This window comes from Paenibacillus sp. J22P169, from assembly GCF_059691995.1.
On the sequence record NZ_JCAUAO010000002.1, the window covers coordinates 487,606 to 513,564 of the forward strand.

Below are 25,959 nucleotides of genomic sequence, written 5' to 3' on the forward strand. Positions count from 1 at the left end.
AACGAAACAGGAGGGATCAAATGAGCCGCAATCAACAATCTGTTATTCAGAATACCGCTATCTGGGACTTATCGGACGCTATGGTGCTGATTCCCAATGGGTTAAATGCAGTAGAAGCAAAAGCGATTACTGTACTGATTGAAGAAGTGGAGAAACGAACGGGCATCACCCTGTCAGTTACTAATAAACGGCCGGAAGGAAGCAACCCGGTCATTGTTGCGGGGACCCGTCAGTCACTTAACGAACACATCCAGCCCTTTGCTGCTGCTCTGCAGCAATTGGAAGCTCCCGGCAAAGAAGGCTACCGGTTGCTGGTGCAGCAAGAGGATAAGCCGGTTGTACTGATTGTTGGCGAGGATGAGCGGGGTCTGCTGTATGGCATCGGCAAATTTCTTAGAAAAGCAAAACTGAAGCGGCAATCGATCTTGGTAGATGCCAATCTATCCATCTCGAGTACGCCTCAGCAATTATGCAGAGGACACCAGTTGGGCTACAGGCCAAAGACGAACGCTTACGACGCCTGGTCAGTTGAGCAGTTCGAGCAGTACATTCGCGAACTTGCCTTATTCGGTGCCAACAGCATCGAAATTATGCCTCCACGTACGGACGATGACCCGACGGGCCCGCTAATGAAGGTCGATCCGACGGAAATGATGATCCGTTTATCAGAAATCATCCATTCGTATGGTCTGGACACCTGGGTTTGGTACCCGAATATGGCGGACAATTATGCTAATCCAGAAACGGTTCAAGCCGAGCTGGCGGAGCGGGAAGAGATTTTCAGCAAAGTACCGCATATTGATGCGGTGTTCATTCCGGGGAGCGATCCCGGGGATCTCGAGCCCGACCTATTGTTTGATTGGTCAGAGCAAGTCGCTGGACTGCTGCGGAAATATCACCCACAGGCCAAGCTATGGCTCTCCCCGCAGGTGATGTCTCACGAATCGAAGCGATGGCTGGAAGGATTTCTCGCCAATGTTCTGCTTGAGCCTGAGTGGCTGGGCGGGATTGTGTTCGGGCCGCACGTAGATATTACCCTGCCGGATCTGCGCCGAATTGTGCCAGACCAGTATCCGATCCGCCGCTATGAAGACATTACGCATAATTTCCATTGCCAGTATCCTGCGCAGGAATGGGACCTTGCCTATGCCTTGACTCTGGGCCGCGAAAGTATTAACCCGAGGCCGCTTGCGCAAAAGCATATCCACAACCTGCTGGAGTCCTATGCTGTCGGTAATATATCGTATTCCGAGGGCATCAATGACGACGTCAATAAATTTATCTGGAGCGACCAGGATTGGAACTCTCAGACACCGGTAATTGAAACACTGCGCGACTTTGCTAGGTTTTTTATCGGAGACGATTATACGGAGGGCGTCGCTCAAGGGCTATTGGCTTTGGAGCGGAATTGGGAAGGACCACTGATTGCTAACGAGACCGTTGATGATACGCTGCGGCAATGGCAGCTGATGGAGCAGTCTGCGCCTCCGGAGGTAGCGGGCAACTACCGGTTCCAAATGGGGCTGCTTCGCGCCTACTATGACGCGTATATCAGACGACGTTTGATTTATGAAACAGAGCTAGAGAAGGAAGCAAAAGATTGGCTGAAAGCTGCCTCGATAGTGGGAACAGCTGCAGCGATTGAACGAGCCGAAGCTGTCTTGCAGAAGGCGACCGCTGCACCGGTGGCAGCGCAATACCGTTCACGCTGCTGGGAGTTGGCCGATGAGCTGTTCAAGAACATTGGCGCACAGCTCTCGGTGGTCAAGCATCATGCGATCGCGTTAGGTCGGGGGGCGTTTATGGACGCCATTGATTTTCCGCTGAACGATGCGATGTGGTTGAAATCACAGTTTACCTCCATTTTGAAATTAGAGAGTGAAGCGGAGCGTCTGGAAGCAGTTCATCAACTGATCCACCGCACCAATCCGGGACCTGGAGGCTTTTACGATAATTTGGGTTCGTATCAAGGATGGCAGCGGGTTCAGAAAGCGAAGGGCTGGGAGCTTGATCCGGGGTATCTCGAGTCGCCAAGAATGGCCCCTGCCATTTATTTGCTGCAAAATGAACGGACGATATCAGCGGGTCATATTCCGCCATTGGCCGCTGTCCGTCATGCTAATACACTTGCTGATACGCAACTTTCGCTGAGCTATGAGCATCTGGAACCCTCTTGCTCCTATATCATCAAGGTCAATTACGTGGGGGATACCATCGGGGAACATACCAGAGATTACCGAGTAACATTGACAGCGAATGATGAATGCACGATTCATGAGAACGTACTTGTGAAAGAAGGGCAGTGCACATTAATCGAATCACTGATTCCACTAGAGGCATTGACCAGCGGTACGCTCAACCTCACCTTCAAAAGAATCAGCGGTTTTAAACGATTAAACGTCTCTGAGGTTTGGATTATCCCTAGCAACTCTACCATGGCCAAGGCTCTATAAGCGAAAGCACGATATCTAAAAGGCTCCCTCCAATTCACGCTAAGGCTGATGTGAGTTAAGGGGGCCTTAACTTTCCGGATCCTTCGTATCCGGCAGCAAGGAGTGTTCAAACATGACGTCATCTTCGAAATCCATTGATCTCACATGCTCATTAATCATATGTTCAACTAGTGCTTCGGCTCATGAGAACAAAGCAATTCGCGTATTCATTGAAGAGATCGAAAAGAGAACTGGAATTACTTTGCCTACTAATCACAACACGACCACGCATTCCCAAGTCCCCAAAATCATCATCGTATCCGAGACCTCGCTTAAAGATTTATTAATATCCAAGCTTCCATACTCGGAGCTGTTGGGCGAGCTGCCTTCTCCGGGGGCAGAAGGATTCCGCGTTGCCGTGGAGACACAAGCCGGCAAACCGCCAGTTTTATGGGTTGTCGGCGCAGATGCGCGCGGTGTGCTGTACGGTATAGGCAAGCTGCTGCGAGAGCTGCAACTGACGCCGGGTCGGATTCTGCTGGATTCGCAGCTGTACATTTCCAGTACCCCTGCTATGAAGCTGCGTGGTCATCAGCTCGGATACAGACCTAAAACGAACGCCTACGATGCATGGTCGGCGGGACAGTTCGAGCAGTATATCCGCGAATTGGCCATATTTGGGTCCAACAGTATCGAGATTGTGCCTCCTCGTACAGATGATGAGGCCACAGGCATTCATATGAAGGTGCCTGCTCTGGAGATGATGATTGGGCTGTCTGAAATCATCGATTCCTACGGTCTTGATGTGTGGATCTGGTATCCGAATATGGCAACCGATTATAGCGATCCTGAAATTCTTGCATTCGAATTGGCAGAACGGGAAGACATATTCCGCAAGCTGCCTAGAATCGACCATATTTTAATTCCTAGCGGTGATCCGGGACATATCAAGCTGGATGAATTTTTTAGATGGACGGAACAAATTGCCGGTTTATTAAGGAAATATCATCCCCAGGCCAAACTTTGGTTCTCGCCCCAGCACCCCCAGCCTACGGATGAGTGGGTACAGGGGTTTATGGACGGGGTGAACCGCAAGCCGGAATGGCTCGGAGGTGTAGCGCATGGACCATGGGTCCGAAAGTCGCTGCACGAAATGCGGGAAATGCTTGATGAGGCAATACCGATACGCAATTACCCGGATATCACGCATAACTTCGCCGCCCAGTTCCCAATTCGGGAGTGGGATCTCGCGTTAGCCATGACGCACGGGCGTGAAAGCATCAATCCCCGACCGATGGCCATGAAACAGATCCATAACCAGATCTGCGCCTATACGACCGGCAGCCTTACTTATTCCGAAGGCATCTATGATGATGTGAATAAGTTCATTTGGGGTGCGCAAGATTGGGATCCAACCAAGGATGTGGCTGTCACGCTTCGTGAGTATGCGCGTTTCTTTATTGGAAGTGATTACACGGAAGCGGTGGCCGGCGCCATCCTGGCGTTGGAACGCAATTGGACGGGACCGCTCATTGCAAACCATGGCGTAGAAGTGACGCTCAGACAGTGGCAGGACATCGAGGACACCGCTGGGGCTGCTGTACGGGACAATTACCGATTCCAAATGGGCTTGCTGCGCGCAAACTATGATGCCTATATTCGGCGGCGTCTTCTGCACGAAACCGATCTGGAGCTGCGGGCCGTCTCCGCCCTGGAGGCCGCCCCCAAGACGGGCGCCTTGCCCGCTTTGGCGGAAGCGGAATCAATTCTGAACCTTGCCCGTACCGTACCGGTTGCAGCGAAGCAGCGCCAAGCCTGCGAAGAAATCGCAGAGCGTCTATTTCACTCGATCGGCGCTCAATCGTCTGTCGGCAAGTATCAGGCGATCGCTTGGGATCGAGGGGCATTTATGGATGATATTGACCAACCGCTCAATAATGCTGACTGGCTGCTAACCCATCTCGATCAAGCCCGGCAATTGACGGACGAGTGCAGCCGGTTGGAGGTCATCAACAAGGCGATACGTCGAACGGATCCTGGTCCTGGCGGTCATTACGATAATTTGGGTTCTGCCTCAAGCTGGGACCGTGTTGTTATGGTTCGTAGCCGTGAGGAAGATCCGGCATTCGAGAATTCAGTGTTTACTGCCTATTGCGTGCACTTCCTTCATCTCACGGAGCAAAGAAAACGGGAAATCGGCCCTGTTCCGCTAGCCTGGTTGACACAGCTGACTTCGTTTTATAAATCCCCGCTCACACTGAAATACGAGCATCTGGACAACACCTGTGATTACATCCTGAAGGTGACCTACAGCGGATTTATGACCGCGCGCAGCGGACCGATGCAGCTGATTGCCAATGATCGGTATGTGCTTACGGAGGGTTTCCGTGTGAGCGTGCCAATCCTGCAGCAGGAGTATCTCGTTCCTCGCGAGGCGATTATAGACGGTCGGCTTCTCCTGTCATGGAGCACAGCTCCAGATCGGGTAGGTCCTTATGCCGCTGAGGTTTGGTTAATGAGAGCAGGGGACCGATCAAAGGATCTTCCGTCTTTACAAGCGGCTCCGCGTTTAGCTGAAATTCAACGTGCTTCATTTAATGGAACGATGGGATAGAGCGATTGCCATGTGCAGAAAAGGAGAGACGCATGATGAAGCAAACAGTATGCAACGGGGTACAAGTGATCGATATTTCCGATGTCAGCATTTATGCGACGAAATCTATGTCAGGTAGAGGAATGACCGCTGTAAATATTATGGTCGAGGAAATTGAAAAACGAACAGGAATTCGAATCCCCGTGCTGGAAACGCCACCTGCAGATTCTCGACCGCTGATTACCGTTACATATGTAAACCATGAAGTCGATAAAGCGCCTGGTAGGGAAGGATTCAGCATATCCACGGATCAAAAGGGCAGGTTTACGATTACGGTAGAAGGCGCTGATGAGAGAGGTGTTCTGTATGGCGTAGGGAAACTGCTCCGATTGATGTACCTAACAGAAGCCAGTATTAAGGCTCCTTCTACGATCAGACTCTCTGAAACACCGCATTTCCCTTTGAGAGGGCATCAGCTTGGATACAGACCCAAAACCAATGCGTATGACGCTTGGACACCTGAAATTTATTCCCAGTACATCCGAGAGCTTGCCCTGTTTGGTGCCAACAGTATTGAAATTATGCCGCCGATCACGGATGACGATCGAACTGGACCGCTGATGAAATATGATCCTCTCTTTATGATGCAGCATGTATCGGAAGTATGCGACGCTATGGACTTGGATGTCTGGATTTGGTATCCAAATATGGGTTCTGAAGATAATTGGTATCCGGCTTCTGGCAGTGATGAGGAGTTTATGAAGCCCGAGTACCTGAAGCTGCAATTGGCAGAGCGTGATGAGATTTTTGGTTCAATGAAAAGAGTGGATCATGTCTTTGTGCCAGGCGGAGATCCAGGTGCATTAAGCGCGCAGGATTTATTCGATTTTATGGCGATGCAAGCCGAGGTGCTGCATAAACATCATCCCCACGCCAAGTTGTGGGTTTCCCCGCAGGCCTTTAATCCGACGGATGAGTGGCTGAATACTTTTTTTGAGAATGTTCGTAAAGAACCGGAATGGCTCTCCGGGGTTGTCTTTGGCCCGTGGGAAAAACATTCCTTGCCTGAGCTTAGAAAGCTTGTTCCTGAACGTATAGCCATCAGGAGCTATCCTGATATTACTCACAGCCTGAGCTGCCAATATCCTGTAGCCAACTGGGATACGGCGTTTGCGATGACGCTTTCCAGAGAATGCATTAACCCGAGGCCTGTAGCTCAAAAGCACATTCATAACTCAACGAAGAACGATGGGATTGTCGGCTCCTTAAGTTACTCCGAGGGCATCAACGATGACGTGAATAAATTTGTGTGGAGCGGTCAAGATTGGTGCCCGGATACGCCTGTGCTCGATACGTTAAAAGAGTACGCCCGGTTCTTTATCGGTCCGGAATTTGAACATGGGGTTAGTCAAGGCTTGCTAGCACTGGAGCGTAATTTCGAGGGGCCTGTGGCGACCAGTCACCAAATTCCTGTCACATTAAAGCAATGGATGGCCATTGAAGCGGTGGCAGACGACAAGGTTAGGAACAATTACCGATTCGAGCAGGGCTTACTGAGAGCGAACTACGATGCTTATATTCAAAGAAGATGGATGCATGAAACTGAGCTTGAGTGTAAGGCCATGGAAGTTTTGGCTCAAGCCGTTGAACTAGGCACATTAAAAGCCATGGAGCTTGCGGAACAAATACTGGATAAGAAAGTTACCGAACCTGTATGCATGGATATTAAATTGAAGTGCGACGAGCTGGCCGACCGGCTGTTCGAACATATCGGAGCGCAGCTAACCGTGGAGAAGCATAAAGCCATCGGAGTGATCCGTGGCGCGTTTATGGATGGCATCGATCTGCCGCTGAACGATATGGCGTTCCTTAAAAATTCATTTGCTATCATCAGACAAATGCCAGATGAACAAGAGCGATTATCCGCTCTTAACGACAGCATTATTAACCGAACCGATCCCGGAATAGGCGGCTTTTACGATAGTTTTGCGCTCAATCACTCTTTATCGAGAGTTGAATTTGCTCATTCGTGGGCCGACGATCCAGGCTTCTTGAGCACCGTGCTGCTGAGGCATAATCCAGCTCTTTTGCAAGCAGTATTGACTACCTCATCGACTACCACCTATACAAGGGTATGCAGAGAAGCACTGCATCGCATTTTACCAGGGTTAACCTGCCCGCCATTAGCATGGGTCACTTATCTGAATGCCTATTATTCAGCACCGATCAAGGTGACTTACGATGATCTGGATCGACACGCATCCTATGTCATTAAGGTGATGGGGCTTTGGGGTGGTCGCGTTCGGATGCTCGTAAATGGGAAGTATGTCGACGATGTGCAAGTGAAGTATCGAGGCTTGTTGGATGAGTATTTGGTTACCCCGGATATGATATCAGCTGGAAAAATGGAGATCGTCTGGGTCAATGAAGAATCGGGCGTAGGTCCATACATTAATGAGCTATGGGTCATGAAACATGAGGGACAAAAACCATGAGGAAGGATCAACGATATGAAACCGAAAGTACTCATAACCAGAAAAGTACCTGAGAATGCTCTTGCTGTTTTGCAGGAAGCCTATGAGCTGATCGTGTGGCCAAGGGAAGATGAACCAGCGCCAAGAGCTTTTCTCGAAGAACATATCGTGGAGGCGGAAGGCCTCTACTGTCTGATTACCGACAAAATCGATCAATCCCTAATGGCTCTTGCCTCAAAACTAAAGGTGATCAGCACGATGGCAGTTGGCTATAACCATATCGATATTGCCGAAGCCAATCGGCGGGGGATTATGGTGACGAATACGCCGGAGGTTCTGACTGAAACGACAGCGGATTTAGCGTTCGGGCTTCTGCTTGCCACGGCTCGTCGTCTTGTGGAAGCCTCCGATGTATTGCGAAAAGGTGAGTGGAAGACGTGGTCTCCCATGCTTCTCACCGGACAAGAAGTGTATGGCGCCACGCTAGGTATTATCGGTATGGGGCGGATCGGTGAAGCGGTCGCCCGACGCGCACGTGGCTTTGATATGAAGGTGCTGTACCATAACCGTAATAGGAAGCCTGAGGCGGAACAGATCTACGGGCTCGAATATGCGGAACTGAACCGATTGCTTGAAGTTTCTGATTTTCTGCTGCTGCTGATGCCGTATACGCCAGAGACGGCGAACATGATCCGCATGGAGCAGCTACAGCGGATGAAAAAGAGTGCCGTTCTCATCAACGTTGCGCGAGGCGGTATCGTGAACGAGGCTGACCTGTACGTGGCTTTGCGCGATGGAACGATCTGGGCGGCGGGTCTCGATGTGTTCAAAGAGGAGCCCGTCCAGACGAACCATCCGTTGCTTACGCTGCCGAACGTGGTCACGCTGCCGCATATCGGCAGCGCCAGCATCACTACACGGATGAAGATGGCATTCATTGCAGCGGAGAATCTGCTGCAGGGTCTGGAGGGGCAGCGCCCCAAATTTCTGGTAAATGCGGAAGCTTGGAAATAATCATGAAGCCCGGAACTTGCCTCTCGGCAAGCCTGGGCTTCGTTTATTTTTCAGGCTGTATCATTTCTCCCTAGAATACAGGCGGAATAAGGCTTTTTGCATCATAGCGGAGAAATGAATCATGATCCAAATAGCGGAAAAACGGTACTTTCACGCCAATTTGGCTATTCAAATGCTCAAAAATGGTGTGCTATGATCCTCGTGTAAGGCAAGCCAATTACATGGGGGGATTTATTCGAAGAAATCAAAAGAGAAAATTATGGTGATTCACTGATTGTTCTGTAAACGTATTCACAGGCAAGGATACAGGCAACAAAGGGTACTTTTTATTCACAATTTGAAAGGACGTGACCCACTTTGAAGAAGATGAAACGTTTAAGCCTCGTATTGTCTCTAAGTTTAGCTTTTAGTGTGTTTGGATCTGTAGTTGCGGATGCAACAGGTGCAGGAGCAGCCCCACAAGGCATTACTCATTCTAAAATGATGCCATTCGACACCATTGCTAATCACGGCTCAACGATGGTGGAACTGCCGGATGGCACAATATTCTCTGTATGGTTTAGTGGAGCCGGAGAAAGAGATGGGAATCAAACTAAACTACTCGGTGCTCGTTCTAATGATGGTGGGCTAACTTGGACACAACCATTTGTCGTTTATGATACATGGGATTTCCCTGATAACAACCCGGTTCTTTTTGTAGATAGCCAAGCAAGACTATGGTTGTTCTACGGTGTCATTTACAATGGACAATGGGTCTCTACGCAAACTAAGTTTATGTACGCTGATCCAGGCAGCTATGAGTATGCGGCTCGCAATGGCGGAAATCCGAAATGGCACTTCCCACAGCCATTGTACACCAATGTTGGGGACGGCATGGTTGGCAAAGGTTCGTTCTCCAATGGAACGTGGAACTATAGTATCAAAGGTTCTGAAATTAAGTATGTACTGCCAAGTGCAGTAAGTTCTACAGTAACTGACGCAACATATCTTGACCCTTCCAAGTATGTATCCGTAACTTCGAAATTTAATCCAAGTGATACACGTTACATTACAGATAGCTTTGTTGTTTCGATGAGAAATAAGTACGATCAGTACATTTCATATTTGAATGCCGCAAAACCTTACGACGATGTATATGCGGGTAGAACAGATGAAGTCATCAATTTGCTTACCACGGGAGTCTTTACGCCGAATGGTAGTGGTGGTTATTCCAAATATGAGCCGCCAGCTATTAAAAATTCAATAGAGCGCGCTGCTGGTGCGGATAATAACACTGCTGCTTTTGGGGCCATGTACCGCAGACTTGGATGGCAAACGAAAAATAAACCAATTGAAGTATCACTTGGAAATGGCAAAACCAGATTAATTTTACCGTTATATTCTGATTCGTTATCAAATTCAGTTTGCGCGTATACCGACGATCGTGGTATCACTTGGAAATTTAGTGACGCCATTGTTGGATCAGGTACCATTCAAGGCTCGCTGATTGAAAAGGCTGATGGTACGATTCGCGGTTACTTTAGAAGCGGAAAGTTAGATGGCAGAAACGGTCGCATGGCATGGCATACGACATATTCGGAGTCAACCGATAAGGGAGCAACGTGGAGTGTTCCGAAAGTCGACCCATATTTGAAAAACGATGGCGGCTTTGAACTTTCCAAGCTTCCAAATGGAGACTGGCTGCTAGCTACAAATCAAGAAACCTCACGCGGCGTAGTCAAGCCTCAACAAGACGGAAATAGAAGCTCTTTCACGTTATTGCTTTCTTCCGATGAAGGAAAGTCTTGGAAGCAAGTCATGATTAAAGATGGTATGAATAATGGCGAGACCTATGAATATCCATCAGTCGTCGTTGATCATAATGGGAACGCGTTGTTTAACTACACTTATAAACAACCTGGTCTCGCTTCGATTGGCTTCTCTAAAATCGCGAGCAGCGAGATTGAGACGTTATTAAATTCTGTTACGACAGCAACTTATGGCGCTTTAGTTACACCATCTATTGACAGTGTTACAAATTTGCCGACAATTGGATTGCAAGTTGGAGCAACTACGCCTATCAACTTCAACCTAACGATTGACGGACAATCGTCAGTTGCTGCAGTGAATTCACTTATTTTGACTTCTGACGCGCCTGCTGTAGCTACAATTAATACTACGACTGGGGTTGTGACTGCCGTTAAAGCAGGAACTGCAATGATTACTGCTGTAAGCATTAAATACGGAACCATTTATAAGTTCATCATTGAAGTTAAATAAGTTACCCAATGAAAGGAGTAATGTAGATGAAAAGGAATTTCAAGTTACTAACTACACTGACTGTTTTTGCAGCGATCTCTGTAACAAGTATTGTGCCAGCTGCCTTGGCTGCTCCTACGGGAACATTTAACTATACGGATAAAGCTGTTAGCATTTTCAATCCAGTTAAGGATAACGGTGCTACAGGAGACCACGTACACGGCTCCAGCATTGTAGAATTGCCAAGCGGTGAGTTGTTGTGTGTATGGTTTCAGGGAAATGGCGAACGAGATGCGACTACAACACGTATTATGGGAGCCCGTTCAGCGGACGGTGGAAAAACGTGGAATACACCAATTGTAATGACCGATGCCCAAGATATTGCTGATATCAATCCTGTCGTCTACGTGGATTCCGGCGACCGTCTCTGGTTTTTCTGGTATCCTGTATTGGCGGGCAAATGGGAATCCTCCCAACCTAGGTATGCATATGCCGAAAAAGGCAGCTACGAGTTTGAAAATATTGGAAACACCGCACCTAACTGGACATTTTCTGAAAATGTTAATATTAAAATTGGTAAAAATATTGGCGGTGTAGTTAACCCAGATAGTCCGGACGACTATATAAGTATTTCGTACGATGAAAGAGCTGGGCAAACAAAACCTTCTTGGGCCTCAGCACCTATTGTAGGGCGCCCAGAGTTGGCAAAAAGTTTCGTGAAAACACTGAAAGCCAAGCTTGATGAGCAAAAAACGTATTTGTTCAAGCCAGTTGCAGTAGGCGGAGCTGGTATGAGCCGTAAAGCGAATGAACCTAGTTTTGATGGACTAGTTTCACAGACTATGCAGCTCATTGGCGGCGACCCAACTAAATATCTGTACGCTCCGACCGTAGCGGACGTCATTTATCAAGATCGTTCAGGTTACCCGTATGCCCGTCGTTTCGGCTGGCAAACCAAAGATAAGCCGTATGAGGTAGCTCTTGGTAACGGTAAAGTTCGTTTGATTCTGCCCTTGTATTCAGATGCAGTAGAAATAAGCATTATGGCATTTACAGAGTACGATCCTTCCCAACCACTTGCGGATAACTCGGTTCGTTGGGAAATGAGCGAGCCAATTGTCGGGGTAGCCAACATTCAGGCCACGATGGCTCAAAAGAAAGACGGCACGATTGTTGCTTATATGCGTGATAACGGTCCAAGACCTTATCGTGTGGTGGCTTCCGAGTCCAAGGACAAGGGATTAACATGGTCCACGGTCAAGGACGTACCTGAACTGCAGGATCCAGGCGTAGGGCACGACCTTCTGCAGCTTAAGACCGGTAATTGGGCATTTGTTCACGTAGATACGGAATCGGGCCGGAACACGTTGGCTGTCGCCCTTTCGGACGATGAAGGGAAAACGTGGAAATACAGAAGACATCTTTCCCTGGATACAAGAAGCAGTACGGGAAGCTACCATTACCCTGCTATCACTGAAGCAGATAATGGGGATATCCTAATCAGTTTCAGCCGCTTCTACTCGTCGCTTGATAAGGACGCCAATAATCAATCCTTGTCCAACTATAAAAATGTTGCCTTCTCCAGAATTACCGAGGACTGGATTAAGCAAGGTGATAGTGTAAACATTGTCAGAGAATATGAAAGCATCGATCGTGAAATTGCAGTTCCTGCATCATTCAATATCAGTACGGCATCCGATAGTGAGATTAAAGCCCTGTTCCCATCTACAATTAAAGCATATACCTCCTACAAATCGGGTGCAGCGAACGGTGTGCTACCTTCAGTTGATTTGCCGGTAAATTGGGATATTGCAGCTATTAAAACGAATTACAAACTTAATTCTTTAATTACCAACATTACCGGCGTTGTTGATGAGACAAAGCTTCCGCAGGGTGTAACTAGTGATATGCTGCCGAGCTCCAAAGTACCATTGAGAGCATATCTCTATAATGATTCAAGTGCTGTGGCCTTGACTGGTCCTAGCTCTGTAACAACTGCTGGAAGCGTAGACCTGCAATTCGGTGTAAAAGGTGTTCAAAACGTAGCTGCTCAAGATGTTGTTATCAACTACGATGCGACGAAGTTTACTTTTGGCAGTGCAACTTCCTTAGATGGAATCTCAACGGTTGAAGCTTCAAATGATGCAACAACAGGCACATTGCATATGGTTGTCGTTCACCCAGGTGCGACAAATGCACTGAATGGCGATCATCCAGCACTTATTAAAGTGAACTTTATGCCAGTTGCGAACGCAACAGGAGTTGGTAGCTTTAGCGTACAAAAAGATATCCTTTCGGATGGAAACGGTATTAAAACGAATGCTGCTGTAACAGGAGCAACAGTATCTGTTGCGATCAGTAATGCGACTGCTTTAACGACAGCGATTTCTGCTGCTCAGGCTAAACTTGCGAATGCGAGAGCAGGGACTGCAAACGGTCAATATCCGGCTAGGGTAATCGATGCACTCCAAACAGCATTGACCGCTGCTCAAGGGGTCGCAGCTAATTCGGGCGCGACACAAACGCAACTGGACAACGCAGCCGCAGCTCTCAATACGGCAATTGTTGTATTTGATGGATTCGTCATTACAAGTCAAACAGGTGACCTGAACAGTGACAACGTAATTGATATCAGTGATATTGGTATTATTGCAGGTCACTATGGATTTAAATCCACAGACAGTGGATGGATAGCAACATGGGATCTTGACGGTAACGGTGAAGTAGGGCTTTACGAACTAGCCTTTGTAGTTAGACGTTTGTTAAACCGCTAATTATTCATGAAAGAAAGGTGGAGGGCGAGTTATTGTCCTCCTCCTAATTCCCTAGAAAGAAGGTGTCTTCGTGAAACGTGTTATGATTCTAAGTTTGACGCTCATCTGTTGTATCATTTTGTCCTTCCAAAGCACACCCGTACAGGCTAGTGAGCTAGCAGCATTCCATTTGACAACAAATGTGGACCAAATAAGCGTAAATGAGAGTTTTGCGATAACCGTACAGGCGAGCGGTGTACAAGATGTTTCTGCATACGATGTCACGCTGGAATGGGATCCTTCTTTTATTGAACCAGTAGGAGTACCTCAGAATAAGTTGTCTGGACAAGGGATACCTGTCAATAAAACAGAGAGCAATCAAATGATTTGTGCATTTGCGCTCAAGAGTGACCAACCTGCTGTTAACGGTAATCCGAAACTTTGTACGTTCGTATTTAAGGGTAAATCTGTTGGTCAAGCGAACGTGAAATTAGCTTCCGTGAAACTGTTGGATTCAAATTTGCGTGAAACGCAATATGTACCTAACAAATCGATCCAACTTGCCGTAACTAATAATAATGGAAATCCAACGAATCCAACGAATCCAACAAATCCAACAAATCCAACAAATCCAACGGATCCGTTGGAACCAGGCATTGTAACCATTGTTGCAACACCCGACATTCATGGCACTACGACAGCAAATATTCCATCAGATACCTTTGATAAAGCGATTCAATCTGCTGAAAATGACATAGTAACGTTGAAAGTAGAAGGAGCCGAGGCATCGAAACAAGTCGTTGTCCAATTTTCTTCCCAACAGCTTCGAGATGCGAAAGACGCGGGTATTGATAAAATCGAAATTAATACAGGTATAGCAACCGTTACGATTTTCCCTGAGTCATTGGCAGAAACAGGTTCCAAATCAGGTAATGTTGAGCTTACTGTATCTAGAGTTGAGGCTGCTACATTGTCGGATGCTGTGAAGAAGTCTATTGGAAATCACAACGTATATGACTTCAAACTGACTGTCGATGGCCAGACTATTAGCAAATTCGGAAATGGCCGTCCAATCGTTGCTATTCCATATACGTTGCTGCCAGGTGAATCACCACATCAAGTTGTTATCTACTACTTGTCTAACGATGGTAAATTAGAAATTGTCAAAAACGGGAAGTACAATGCAGTGACGGGCATGGTTGAATTTAAGCCAGCGCATTTTAGCCAATATGCAGCAGTAGATATGAAGTCTATGTTTATCGATTTAGGCACTGTACCATGGGCAAAAGATGACATTGAAGGACTTGAAGCACGCCAAATCGTTTCAGGCATCAGCGAAGGCCAATTTAGCCCTCAAAGCGAAGTCACAAGAGCTGAATTTATTCAAATGCTCATGGGAGCACTGGATCTACTCAATGACCAAGCCAAGAGTACATTTAGCGATGTAGAGCGGGGAGCTTGGTATGAGCAAGCCGTATCCAGTGCGCAACAACTTGGCATCGTTAACGGCAAAGAAGATGGCAGCTATGGCATTAACGAGAAAATCAGCCGTCAAGATATGGCCGTTATGATCTACCGTATTGCCCAAAAGTCGGGCACGAACTTGCCGAATACTGCGAGTTCTCAGGCATTTACAGATCAATCGAGAATCGCAGAGTATGCGAAAGATGCGGTAACAGAACTTCGTCAAGCTGGAATCGTAACTGGAATGGAAGACGGCAGCTTTGCACCAAGCGATTATACAACTCGCGCGCAAGCAGCTGTGATGATTTATCGCATTTTCAATTTGGCAAGATGATTCAGTTGATCGATTCAGATCCTGCTTCGCTTGATGTACGATAAGTGATGTTAAAACCCGCTAATGAAGCGGGTTTTTCTATGTGCACCATACTTGGAGATAAACTAGTTAGAGAAAGTTGGCTTATCGTGATTTTTTATCGTCCATTATGACATTTTGCATCATAGCGGAGAAATGAATCATGCTCCAAATAGCGGAGAAACGGTGCTTTAAACGCCATTTCGGATATTCAAATGCTCAAAAATGGTGTGCTATGATCCTCGTGTAAACAATCCAATTACATGGGAGGATTTATTCGATGAAATCAAAAAAGGGGATTATGGCAGTAACTGGTTCATTATTAGTGCTATCAAGTGTGCTTAGCGGTTGTGGAAGCAGTTCAACGACTTCAACGAATAATTCGGCGGCACCGGCAACGACTGCTGGAGCTGCAAGCACGCCTGTATCTGCTGAACCACTATCGTTGACTTGGATGAGGTACGAACATGCTTCGCAAGCAATCGTAGCCAATTCCAAAGCTGTACAGGAAATTGCCAAGCGTAAGAATGTGAAACTAAATCTTCAAAGTGTTCCACAAAGTAACTACGATGATAAAAAGAAAACGTTGATCGCCACAAATACACTGCCTGATGTAATGCTAGTCAAACAGGATGATATTCAGAATTTTGCAGACACAGGCGCATTCCTTGACTTGACTCCTTATCTGGATAAAATGCCAAATCTGAAGAAAGTCATTTCCCAGCAGCCTGAGATCAACAAAAACAAAATTGACGGTAAGCTGTATGGTTTCCCGCTTGTAGCGAATTGGCAAGGCGTTGGCGGCCAGCTTTCGATGATCCGTACGGACGTGCTTGATAAGCTAGGTTTGAAAAAGCCAACTACGTATGATGAATTGTATACAGTGATGAAGAAAATGAAAGAAGCGAATCCGGAATCCTATCCGTTTACGGCACGTGCTGCAAATGGACTTACAGGAACAGAAAATCTAATCAATCCAATTTCCTTCGCATTTGGCAGCGGATACACAACCTTTAATGGAACGAAAGTATACTACGAGCCGAAAGATAAACAATACAAATTCGGTCCGGCAATGCCAGAGTTTAAAAATGCGATCACATTCTTGAATAAACTCTACAAAGATAAGCTTCTTGATCCGGATTATGCGACAGCTACATCTCAAATTTGGCAAGAAAAGCTAAACTCAGGAAAATCCTTCTACTTCCAAGATAATAATGGTTTCGCAAGCACGTTTAATATTAATCTGCAGAAGAAGGATCCGAATGCAAAGTTCGATATGTTGGATACGATGACATCGCCGAGCGGTGCAAAGCGTAACCTGATCTATGCACTTGGCCACTTGTCGGAATCGTATGTCATTAATGCAAAAGTTAAGAATCCTGAACAAGTTGCTCAATTCATGGATTGGTTCTACTCCCCAGAAGGAATTGAAGTGACAAACTTCGGTATCAAAGGCGAAGATTTCACTGGCGAAAATGGAACTTACAAATTGACTGACGCTGTAGTTAACAAGTATAAGGACAGACAACCAAGCGCGATTTATGCCCTGCAATCGGAGTATGGCACGGGCTATCTGGGACTTGCGCTGAACAATGACGATCATTCTGGATTACCATTTAATTCCAAAGAATGGTTGGATTGGAACACGAAAGCATCTAAAGCTTTGGATGCAGGCGAAAATGTTCAATTCGTTAACGACCCTCCATTTACAAAAGAAGAGCGCGAGAAGCTGAAACAAATCCGTACACAGCTTGACGCTCACTTGGCTCAAAACATGGATAAATTTATTGTGACAGACGGTGCACTTAATGATTGGGATAACTTCGTTAAGCAACTCAAAGCAAAAGGTGCAGATGATATCGTCAAAATTTACAACGATGCCTTAGCCCGCGTGAAGTAACATTCGAAGTTCATGCAGTGAGAGGGCAGGTTGCTAAGACACACAGGGCAGCCTGTCCCTTTATTTTCCAGAGAGGAGTGGAGATATTTGAATCCAGTTGTTGAGATTAAGAAAAATACACCCGTTGTTGAGATTAAAAAAAATATCCGCAAGAGCATGCCTCTGTATCTCATGTTTCTATTACCGTTTGCCTATTTTATTATTTTTCACTATGCACCAATGGTAGGGAATTTGATGGCATTTGAAGACTATTCGATCGTCAAGGGTTTCTTTCATAGCCCGTGGGCTGGGACGAAGTATTTCCGCCAATTTCTGACGGATCCGTATTTTTGGCAAGTGGTTCGCAATACAGTACTCATTAACGTGTATTCACTCATTTTTTATTTCCCATCTTCTCTCGTGTTTGCTTTATTGCTAAACGAGCTGCAACAAAAGTTTTTCAAAAGGTTTATTCAAAGCGTCACGTATGTTCCGCACTTTCTGTCTACCGTTGTCGTCGTAGGTATGCTGGTTAACTTTCTCTCCATTGATGGGCTCATTAATGAAGTGATTAAGGCTTTTGGCGGAGAAGCGAAGACATTCATGTCCATGCCGCAGTGGTTTCGAACCATATATGTCGGATCTGAAGTTTGGCAAAATTTAGGATGGAACTCCATTATTTATTTGGCAGCATTGACCGCTATCGATCCGCAGCTGTATGAGGCGGCGACGATGGATGGGGCCAATCGTTGGCGTAAATTGCTTCACATCACATTGCCTGGGATTTCAACCGTCGTCACGATTATGCTGCTTTTGACGGTGGGCAAAATGCTTTCGGTCGGATTTGAGAAAATTTTATTGTTGTACAGTGGTCCGACGTATGAAACCGCAGATGTGATTCAAACCTTTGTTTATCGTCGAGGGTTGATCGACAGCGACTTTAGCTTTGCAGCGGCTGTAGGTATTTTCCAATCTGTACTGGCCTTTGCGCTTGTTGTATCAGCGAATCAAATTGCCAAGAAAATAAATGGATCAAGATTGTTCTAGCGGAGGGGATTAAGATGCAAAGTCGTAAGTTTTCTTATTTCGATACAATGAACATCATTTTTATGCTGGCTATGATCTTTATTACCCTGTATCCGCTTTATTATATGGGAATCATTTCGATTAGCTCTGGGTCATCGGCTAGCAGTGGTGAAGTATTTTGGCGACCTATCGATATTAATTTTAAAGCCTATAGTGTCATTCTTAATGATCCTGCCATTATAAGGTCTTACGCAAATACCTTTTTTTATACGGCCGCTGGTGTTGTAGTTAATTTGGCGATGACGGCTCTTTGCGCCTATCCTTTGTCACGTAAACATATGTATGGGCGCTCATTTCTTGCTTTGTTTGTTGTGTTCACCATGTTCTTCGACGGGGGTCTCATCCCGCGTTATATGGTGGTTCATGCGTTAGGCATGGTTAATACGGTTTGGGCCATATTAATTCCGACTGCGATCAATGTGTTCAATATGATTCTGATGAGAACATTTTTTGAAGATATTCCAGAAGCACTGCACGAGTCTGCGATTATGGACGGCGCTGGAGAATTTCGCGTTTTCATGAAAATTGTGCTGCCACTTTCGTTGCCTGTCATGGCTACGATGTTCCTTTTTTACGCGGTAGCTCACTGGAATAGCTTTTTCCCTGCACTCATTTACTTAAATGAGAAGGAACTGTATCCGCTGCAAATCATTTTACGTAATATCGTCATTTCGGGAGATATGGCTTCACAATCCGCACAGCTTGGCGCAGCAGAAGCGGGGCTGGCTGTCATGACAGAAAATATTAAATACGCTTGTGTTTTCGTTGCCATTTTGCCGGTGCTTGTCATTTACCCGTTTGTACAAAAATATTTTGTGCAAGGAGCCATGCTGGGATCTGTAAAAGGTTAAGTTTCAAATTATTAAAAGGATTGAAAGGTGGATATCATGACTGTTGAAACGAAGCTTCATTTAATCGGAAATGCTCATTTGGATCCGGTCTGGTTATGGCGCTGGCAGGAGGGGTATGCGGAGATCAAAGCGACGTTTCGTTCTGCTTTGGATCGCTTGAATGAGTTCCCTGATTTTGTATTTACATGTGCTTGCGCGGCTTATTACAAATGGGTTGAAGAGAATGCGCCTGAAATGTTTGCCGAAATTAAGCAGCGTGTTGCCGAAGGACGATGGGTCATTACAGGCGGTTGGTGGATACAACCAGACTGCAATTTGCCATCAGGCGAATCATTTGCTAGGCATAGCTTATATGGCCAACGGTATTTTAAGGAGAAATTCGGTGTAATGGCCCAGGTGGGCTACAACGTTGACTCTTTCGGTCACCATGGCATGATGCCACAGCTATTGAAGCAAGGTGGGATGGATTACTACGTCTTCATGCGTCCTGGGGCGCATGAGAAGACATTACCGCACGATTTATTCTGGTGGGAATCGGAAGATGGCAGCCGTGTGATGACATTTAGGCTCGCCGACAGCTACGGCAATTGGGCCAGCAATGGCATGGAAGATAAGATCATAAGCCACAGAAATGTGGCCGTAGCAAGCGGTCATGCCTTCATGTCTTTCTATGGTGTTGGTAATCATGGCGGGGGGCCGACCATTGAGAATATTAAACTCATTCATGAGATCCAAAAGCGACCTGATCTGGACGATATTCAACTAAGTTCTCCTAATCACTATTTTGCAGAAATGATGAAGATGGATCCGAATATTCCTGTGATTAAGGATGAAATGCAGATGCATGCCGTCGGTTGTTACTCCACCCACTCGGAATCCAAGGCCACTAACCGCCGAGTGGAGCACCGGATGCTGACAGCCGAGAAGTTTGCTACCCTTGCTAATTTGACGCTTGGTTTACCGTATCCGCTAGAAGCACTTAACCGAGCATGGGAAAATGTCATGTTCAACCATTTCCATGATATTATGGGCGGCTGCAGTATTAAGGAAGCTTATGAAGATGTTCAAGAATTTTATGGTGAGTCATTAAGCATTGGGGCAAAAGCGATCAACGCTGCGCTTCAAAAGATATCCTGGTCGATTAACACCATGAAACCAGGTGTAACCTCCTTAAGCAAGGAAAAAGATTGGCAGCTTTGGGAGCAAGATGATCTGGGTTCACCTCTTGTGGTGTTTAACCCCTTATCGTGGGAAGTGGAGGCACCAATTGGTATAAACAAGAAGTTGGCTGGCGTGACCGATGCTGCAGGCAATCCCTTGCCAATTCAAACGATCAGGGCATCTCGGACAAATACCAGTGATAAATGGGATACGTTAATTACGGGGCGAATTCCGGCGTTTGGCTATCAAGTGTTTTGGGTATACCGCGATAAAGCTTGCGATGCGATGGAGCCAAAAGGCGCTGCTCGGGCTGAGGGATGCTTCTTAGAAAATAATAAGCTGTTCGTTGAACTTGATCCAGATACCGGATATATCCGACATATCATTGACAAGCTGCATGGTTGTAGAGAAGTGCTTGTCGGAGACGGAGCAGTGCCAATCGTCTTGGATGAGAGCCACAGTGATACTTGGGGACACGGTTTGACACATTATCGTGAGGAATGGGGACGCTTTTGTAACGCAGAGTTGAAAGTGCTTGAAACAGGGCCTATGCGAGCGACAATTAGGGTAATTAGTCATTTCGGAAATTCTGTCCTTAGTCAGGATATTAGCTTATTACATGACAGTTCCGACTTGCATGTCAAGGTAAAGCTGGATTGGAGAGAGCAGCATAAAATGCTGAAGCTAGCCTTTCCTGTCAATGTCGAGCAGCCTCGTGCCGTGTTTGAAATTCCTTACGGGTTTATTGAGCGCCCGACGAATGGGAACGAGGTGCCGGGACAAATGTGGGTGAATGTATCAGGTAATGAATCTAGTACAGCTGAGGGAATTGAACCGTCTGCGGTATTCGGACTATCTCTGGTCAACGACACCAAATATGCTTACGATGTGCTAGACAATGAATTAAGGATGACTGTCGTGCGAAGTCCGATTTATGCAGACCATTTTGGTGAGCGTGATGAACAGTCGGAATATATGGATCAGGGTGTGCAGGAGTTTAACTACCTACTCTCGCCTCATGCAGGTTCCTGGCAGGATAGCGGCGTTGTACGTAAGGCTTACGAATTACATACTCCGCTGCAGCAGGTATGGGAAACGTACCACGAAGGAAATTTACCGCAAGTTTCCGAGGGGATTATGATTTCTGCCGAAAATGTGGTAGCTGTGACCTTTAAACCAGCGGAAGACGGGAATGGCTGGATTTTACGCTGTAATGAAACGTATGGAAGAGAAGTGGAGACAGATCTATACCTACCAGTCTTAAATCGCAGTTGGCGAAGTACCTTTGGCAAGTGTGAAATTAAAACGTTTTTTATACCTGCAGTACAACATGAGAACATCCAAGAAGTGAATTTTGTGGAATTGAAAAATATAGATGAGAGAGTGATGTCAAATGAAGATTAATAACCCTAACGGTGTATGGCCAACGATGATTACCTTGTACAACGAGTCTGGCGAAATTGATTTTGATGCGATGGGACGTATGGTGGAATGGTTTATTCAAAACAAGGTTGATGGCTTATTTGCTGTTTGCCAGTCTAGCGAAATGTTCTTTTTGAGCTTGGAAGAGCGTGTGAAGCTTGCCGCTTTTGTCGTGGAGAAGGCAGCAGGAAGGGTTCCGGTCATCGCTTCGGGGCACATTTCCGACTCGCTTGAAGATCAGGTTCGTGAATTGACAGCGATGTCAGAGACGGGCGTTGAGGCCGTCATCTTGATTTCGAACCGATTGGCAGGAGCAGATGAGTCTGATGACGTGTGGAAGGCTAACGCTCAGAAGCTAATTGAACAGCTGCCGGATCATATTGCGTTTGGTATCTATGAATGTCCATTTCCATATAAGCGTCTATTAACACCATCTGTCTTGAAGTGGTGTGCGGATACCGGAAGATTTTTCTTCTTGAAGGATACTTCTTGCGATGTGGAGATGATCAAAGAAAAGCTGGAAGCGATTAAAGGATCTTCCTTAAAGCTTTACAATGCCAATACAGCAACGCTTCTGGAAACATTGAAGCTTGGCGTTGATGGTTACAGCGGCGTCATGGCTAACTTTCATCCAGACCTGTATGCATGGCTTCTGCATAATTGGGAAAAGCAGCCGGAAGAAGCGCAACGTTTAAGTGATTTACTGAGTGTAGCTTCTTTTATTGAGCGGCAGTTGTATCCGATTAACGCTAAATATTATCAGATGAAGGAAGGCATCAGTTCGAATTATCGCTCGCGCGCGCGGAATCATGATGAGTTTACTGCCACGAATAAAGCGGAAGTCGATCAGTTATACCGTCTTTCCAAGGAGTTATCGAAGCAATTCTCAGCTGTTGCGGCTAAGAATTAACAGAGGAATGAGGAATAGCCATGCTCGCCAAAAGTATTCATTTAGCTGATAAAAAATTAGAAAAACGAATTTCCGAATTGGAGCCATATCGCTATATCGATCATCGACCAATATCTAGTTATCAATTCTGGGAGGATCAAGAAGCAGCCGTAGCGGCTATGCCGCCACAGAATGCGGAGTGGCGTACTATCTCACTTGGTGAACGATGGAGCGGATGGGATTTGACCGCTTGGCTGAGAACCGAGATAACGATTCCCGCGGAATGGAAAGGGAAGAAGGCACTCGGACTGTTCGATTTCGGCAAAACGGGTGCTGGGCACAATTCAGGGTTCGAATCGCTCGTTTTTCTTAACGGAGAGCCGTTTCAAGGTGTCGGAGGTAACCATCCTGAAGTATTTCTTCCAGAGAAGCTGGTCGGGCAGAAGGTTGAGCTGCTGTTTAAAGTTTGGACTGGTTTGAACGGAATGACAGGGGATAAGAGTGAGCTGGAGCATAAAATTCAGGTTTCCACGCTTGCTCTGCTGGAGGAAGAGACGGATGATCTGTATTACACGGCGAGTGCGGTATTACAGACCATTCAATTGCTAAACGATAACAGTTGGGAACAAAAGAGCCTGTTAAGGGCGTTGGACCTAGCTTTTCAACGCATTGATTGGCGCGTTCCCGGAGATGCCAATTTTTATGCCAGTGTCAAAGAAGCAAATGCCAAGTTAAAGGAAGAGCTGTCGGTCATTCCCAAAAACAGTGAAGTGACCGTTCGCTGCATTGGACATACTCACATCGATGTTGCTTGGTTGTGGCGTCTCAAGCACACGAGAGAAAAATCTGCGAGATCGTTCTCCACCGTTTTGCGCTACATGGAACAATATCCTGAATATACGTTTCTGCAGACACAACCGCAGTTATACGATTATTTGGAGAAGGATTATCCCGAACTTTACAGCCAAATCGCCGATCGTATTGGGGAAGGACGCTGGGAAGCAGGCGGTGCCATGTGGCTGGAGTCGGACTGCAACGTACCTTCAGGAGAATCTCTGGTTCGTCAGCTGATGTACGGAATGCGCTTTTTCGAGCAGCGCTATGGAGCCAAATGCGAATATTTGTGGCTTCCCGATGTGTTCGGATACAGCTGGGCTCTTCCGCAAATTTTGCTTAAGGCTGGCTTGCGCTATTTTATGACGACGAAGATTAGTTGGAATGTCTATAACCGATTCCCGCACGATACGTTCTATTGGCAAGGAATTGACGGTAGTCAAATTTTGACGCATTATATCACGACGACCGCTCCGGACGCTGAGCCTGGCACTACTTTTTATACCTATAACGGCCTAGTGACGCCAGAAACGGTAACCAGTGTATGGGAAAACTATCAGGATAAAGAGTTGAACCGTGATATGCTGCTTGCCTTCGGCTATGGAGATGGCGGCGGTGGGCCTACACGGACGATGTTGGAAATACGACGCAGATTAGAACATATGCCAGGATTACCCAAGGTGACGATCGGTCGTGCTGACGAGTATTTCAACCAGCTAGAAGAGACCGTATCGAGTACGGATCGTTATGTCCATAAATGGGATGGAGAGCTTTATCTGGAGCTTCATCGCGGCACCTACACGTCTCAAGCGTACAACAAAAAAATGAACCGACGTATGGAAAATCTATTGCATGACGCGGAAATGATTTCAACTGTCTTAGGCTCACTGGCAGGCTTTGCGCATTATCCACAGACGCAGATCTATGAGAGCTGGAAGATCGTACTGCGCAACCAATTTCATGATATTTTGCCAGGGTCGTCGATTGCGGAAGTGTATGAGGATTGCCGGATCGAGTATGCGGAGGCGGAAGATTTGGCTGCGAGAGCGAAATTAGGAAGCTTACAGGGACTCGCAGGGCTTGTAGGTAACGTGACTTCGCCTAGCTGGATCGTCATGAACACGTTACCGTGGAGCCGCAATGATCTCATTCAACTTCCATGGGAGAAGCGATTCGAAGGTAAGGAATGGTACGACGCAGAAGGTCGCATACTCCAGACACAGATGGTTAAAGATGCCGATCAAGGTAACGTCCTGTTGATTGAAGTAGACCAGATTCCAGCATTCGGGTATACAACGATTCACTGCGATAATGCCACCGAGGCTATGCCTGCGAATGCGAATCAGATTATCGCAACAAGCTGTTCGGCGACAACCCCCTATTATGAAATCGAATGGAACGAGAAAGGGCAATTGACTCGGTTATTCGATAAGCGGGTGGATAGGGATGTGCTCGCACCAGGCGAGATAGGAAACCGATTCGACGTCCATGAGGATAAACCACTTGCCAACGATGCGTGGGATATCGACCTTTTCTACCTAGAAAAGGTTCGGAACATTACAAACTTAACCTCGGTGGAAGTCATCGAGCAGGGTGTTCTACGCACAGTCGTCCGCTTTGCTTGGACCTATGAAAAATCCGAATTGATACAAGACATGGTGCTGTATCCGGACAATCCCAGAATTGATTTTGTTACCCAGGTGAATTGGCAAGAGCGGCAGCAATTGCTTAAGGTGGCGTTTCCGATCGATGTACGAGCTACGGCAGCGACATATGAGATCCAGTTCGGGAACGTAGAACGTCCAACCCATTGGAATACAAGCTGGGACTTTGCCCGCTTTGAAACTTGCGCTCACCGCTGGGTCGACCTATCGGAGCGAGGTTTCGGCGTTAGCTTGTTGAACGATTGCAAATACGGTCATGACGTGAGGGACAATGTGCTGAGGCTAACGTTAATTAAATCGGCGATTAATCCCGATCCGACGGCTGATTTAGGTGAACACCAATTTACGTATTCACTGCTGCCCCATCATGGAGACTGGTTTAAAGCGGGCACAGCGATCGAGGCACACAAGTTGAACATCCCTACATCAGTCTCGGAACTGCCCACAAGAAGCAGCGATTCGCAAGCTCAATTACCTGACTCACTCAGTTTTTTTGCTTGTGATAGCTTGAATGTGATCGTTGATACGCTTAAGAAGGCGGAGGATTCTGACGAGTGGATCGTTCGCTGCTACGAATATGCTGGCCAGCGTGGAGCAGTAGGTTTCAACTCCCACTTTCCAATTGGAAAGGTGGAGGAAGTTAACCTCATGGAGCGCGAGGAGCAAGCAATGGCGCATACAGGCAGCGGCTTTCAAGCCTATTTCAAACCGTATGAATTGAAAACGTTCCGTATTCTTTTGGCTTAGGATATCTATTCAGTCAAAAAATTGAAATAACATGGCTATTCGTATAAACGGTTTGCTTCTAAAAAATGAAGGTCACATAAACTCGCTCTACGTTGTAGGCGGCTTC

The 25,959-nt window shown here is 46.6% G+C and carries 13 protein-coding genes; all 13 read left to right on the forward strand.

Going from position 1 to position 25,959, the window contains the following annotated elements; genetic code table 11:
• The first annotated feature begins 20 nt into the window (after positions 1 to 20).
• The 13 genes from AC58QG_RS16570 to AC58QG_RS16630 all read left to right on the forward strand — a co-directional run bounded on the left by AC58QG_RS16570 (position 21) and on the right by AC58QG_RS16630 (position 25,853).
• Complete coding sequence (locus AC58QG_RS16570; protein ID WP_497363217.1) at positions 21 to 2,453, forward strand: alpha-glucuronidase family glycosyl hydrolase; 2,433 nt, start codon at positions 21 to 23, stop codon at positions 2,451 to 2,453.
• A gap of 112 nt (positions 2,454 to 2,565) precedes the next feature.
• The gene (locus AC58QG_RS16575; RefSeq protein ID WP_497363218.1) at positions 2,566 to 5,046 is read left to right on the forward strand and encodes a hypothetical protein; all 2,481 of its coding nucleotides are present in this window, start codon (positions 2,566 to 2,568) and stop codon (positions 5,044 to 5,046) included.
• Positions 5,047 to 5,078: 32 nt separating this feature from the next.
• Positions 5,079 to 7,520, forward strand: a complete 2,442-nt coding sequence (locus tag AC58QG_RS16580; RefSeq protein WP_497363219.1) for a hypothetical protein — start codon at positions 5,079 to 5,081, stop codon at positions 7,518 to 7,520.
• Between the two features lie 15 nt (positions 7,521 to 7,535).
• Positions 7,536 to 8,513, forward strand: coding sequence for a 2-hydroxyacid dehydrogenase (locus AC58QG_RS16585; RefSeq protein WP_497363220.1), 978 nt, complete (start codon positions 7,536 to 7,538; stop codon positions 8,511 to 8,513).
• Positions 8,514 to 8,900: 387 nt separating this feature from the next.
• Complete coding sequence (locus AC58QG_RS16590) at positions 8,901 to 10,772, forward strand: exo-alpha-sialidase (RefSeq protein ID WP_497363221.1); 1,872 nt, start codon at positions 8,901 to 8,903, stop codon at positions 10,770 to 10,772.
• A gap of 26 nt (positions 10,773 to 10,798) precedes the next feature.
• The gene (locus AC58QG_RS16595; protein ID WP_497363222.1) at positions 10,799 to 13,525 is read left to right on the forward strand and encodes an exo-alpha-sialidase; all 2,727 of its coding nucleotides are present in this window, start codon (positions 10,799 to 10,801) and stop codon (positions 13,523 to 13,525) included.
• 70 nt (positions 13,526 to 13,595) lie between these two features.
• Positions 13,596 to 15,302 (forward strand): S-layer homology domain-containing protein, encoded by a 1,707-nt coding sequence (locus tag AC58QG_RS16600; protein ID WP_497363223.1) that lies wholly within the window; start codon positions 13,596 to 13,598, stop codon positions 15,300 to 15,302.
• 298 nt (positions 15,303 to 15,600) lie between these two features.
• On the forward strand, positions 15,601 to 17,220 hold the full coding sequence (locus AC58QG_RS16605) for an extracellular solute-binding protein (protein ID WP_497363224.1): 1,620 nt from the start codon (positions 15,601 to 15,603) through the stop codon (positions 17,218 to 17,220).
• Between the two features lie 87 nt (positions 17,221 to 17,307).
• Complete coding sequence (locus AC58QG_RS16610) at positions 17,308 to 18,246, forward strand: ABC transporter permease (RefSeq protein ID WP_497363225.1); 939 nt, start codon at positions 17,308 to 17,310, stop codon at positions 18,244 to 18,246.
• Between the two features lie 14 nt (positions 18,247 to 18,260).
• Positions 18,261 to 19,136, forward strand: a complete 876-nt coding sequence (locus AC58QG_RS16615; RefSeq protein WP_497363226.1) for a carbohydrate ABC transporter permease — start codon at positions 18,261 to 18,263, stop codon at positions 19,134 to 19,136.
• A gap of 36 nt (positions 19,137 to 19,172) precedes the next feature.
• The gene (locus tag AC58QG_RS16620) at positions 19,173 to 21,701 is read left to right on the forward strand and encodes an alpha-mannosidase (protein ID WP_497363227.1); all 2,529 of its coding nucleotides are present in this window, start codon (positions 19,173 to 19,175) and stop codon (positions 21,699 to 21,701) included.
• Positions 21,691 to 22,629: a dihydrodipicolinate synthase family protein gene (locus tag AC58QG_RS16625; RefSeq protein WP_497363228.1), complete on the forward strand. Its 939-nt coding sequence runs from the start codon at positions 21,691 to 21,693 to the stop codon at positions 22,627 to 22,629. The genes AC58QG_RS16620 and AC58QG_RS16625 overlap by 11 nt, the downstream gene beginning before the upstream one ends.
• Before the next feature lie 20 nt (positions 22,630 to 22,649).
• Positions 22,650 to 25,853: an alpha-mannosidase gene (locus tag AC58QG_RS16630; protein WP_497363229.1), complete on the forward strand. Its 3,204-nt coding sequence runs from the start codon at positions 22,650 to 22,652 to the stop codon at positions 25,851 to 25,853.
• Positions 25,854 to 25,959: the final 106 nt, after the last annotated feature.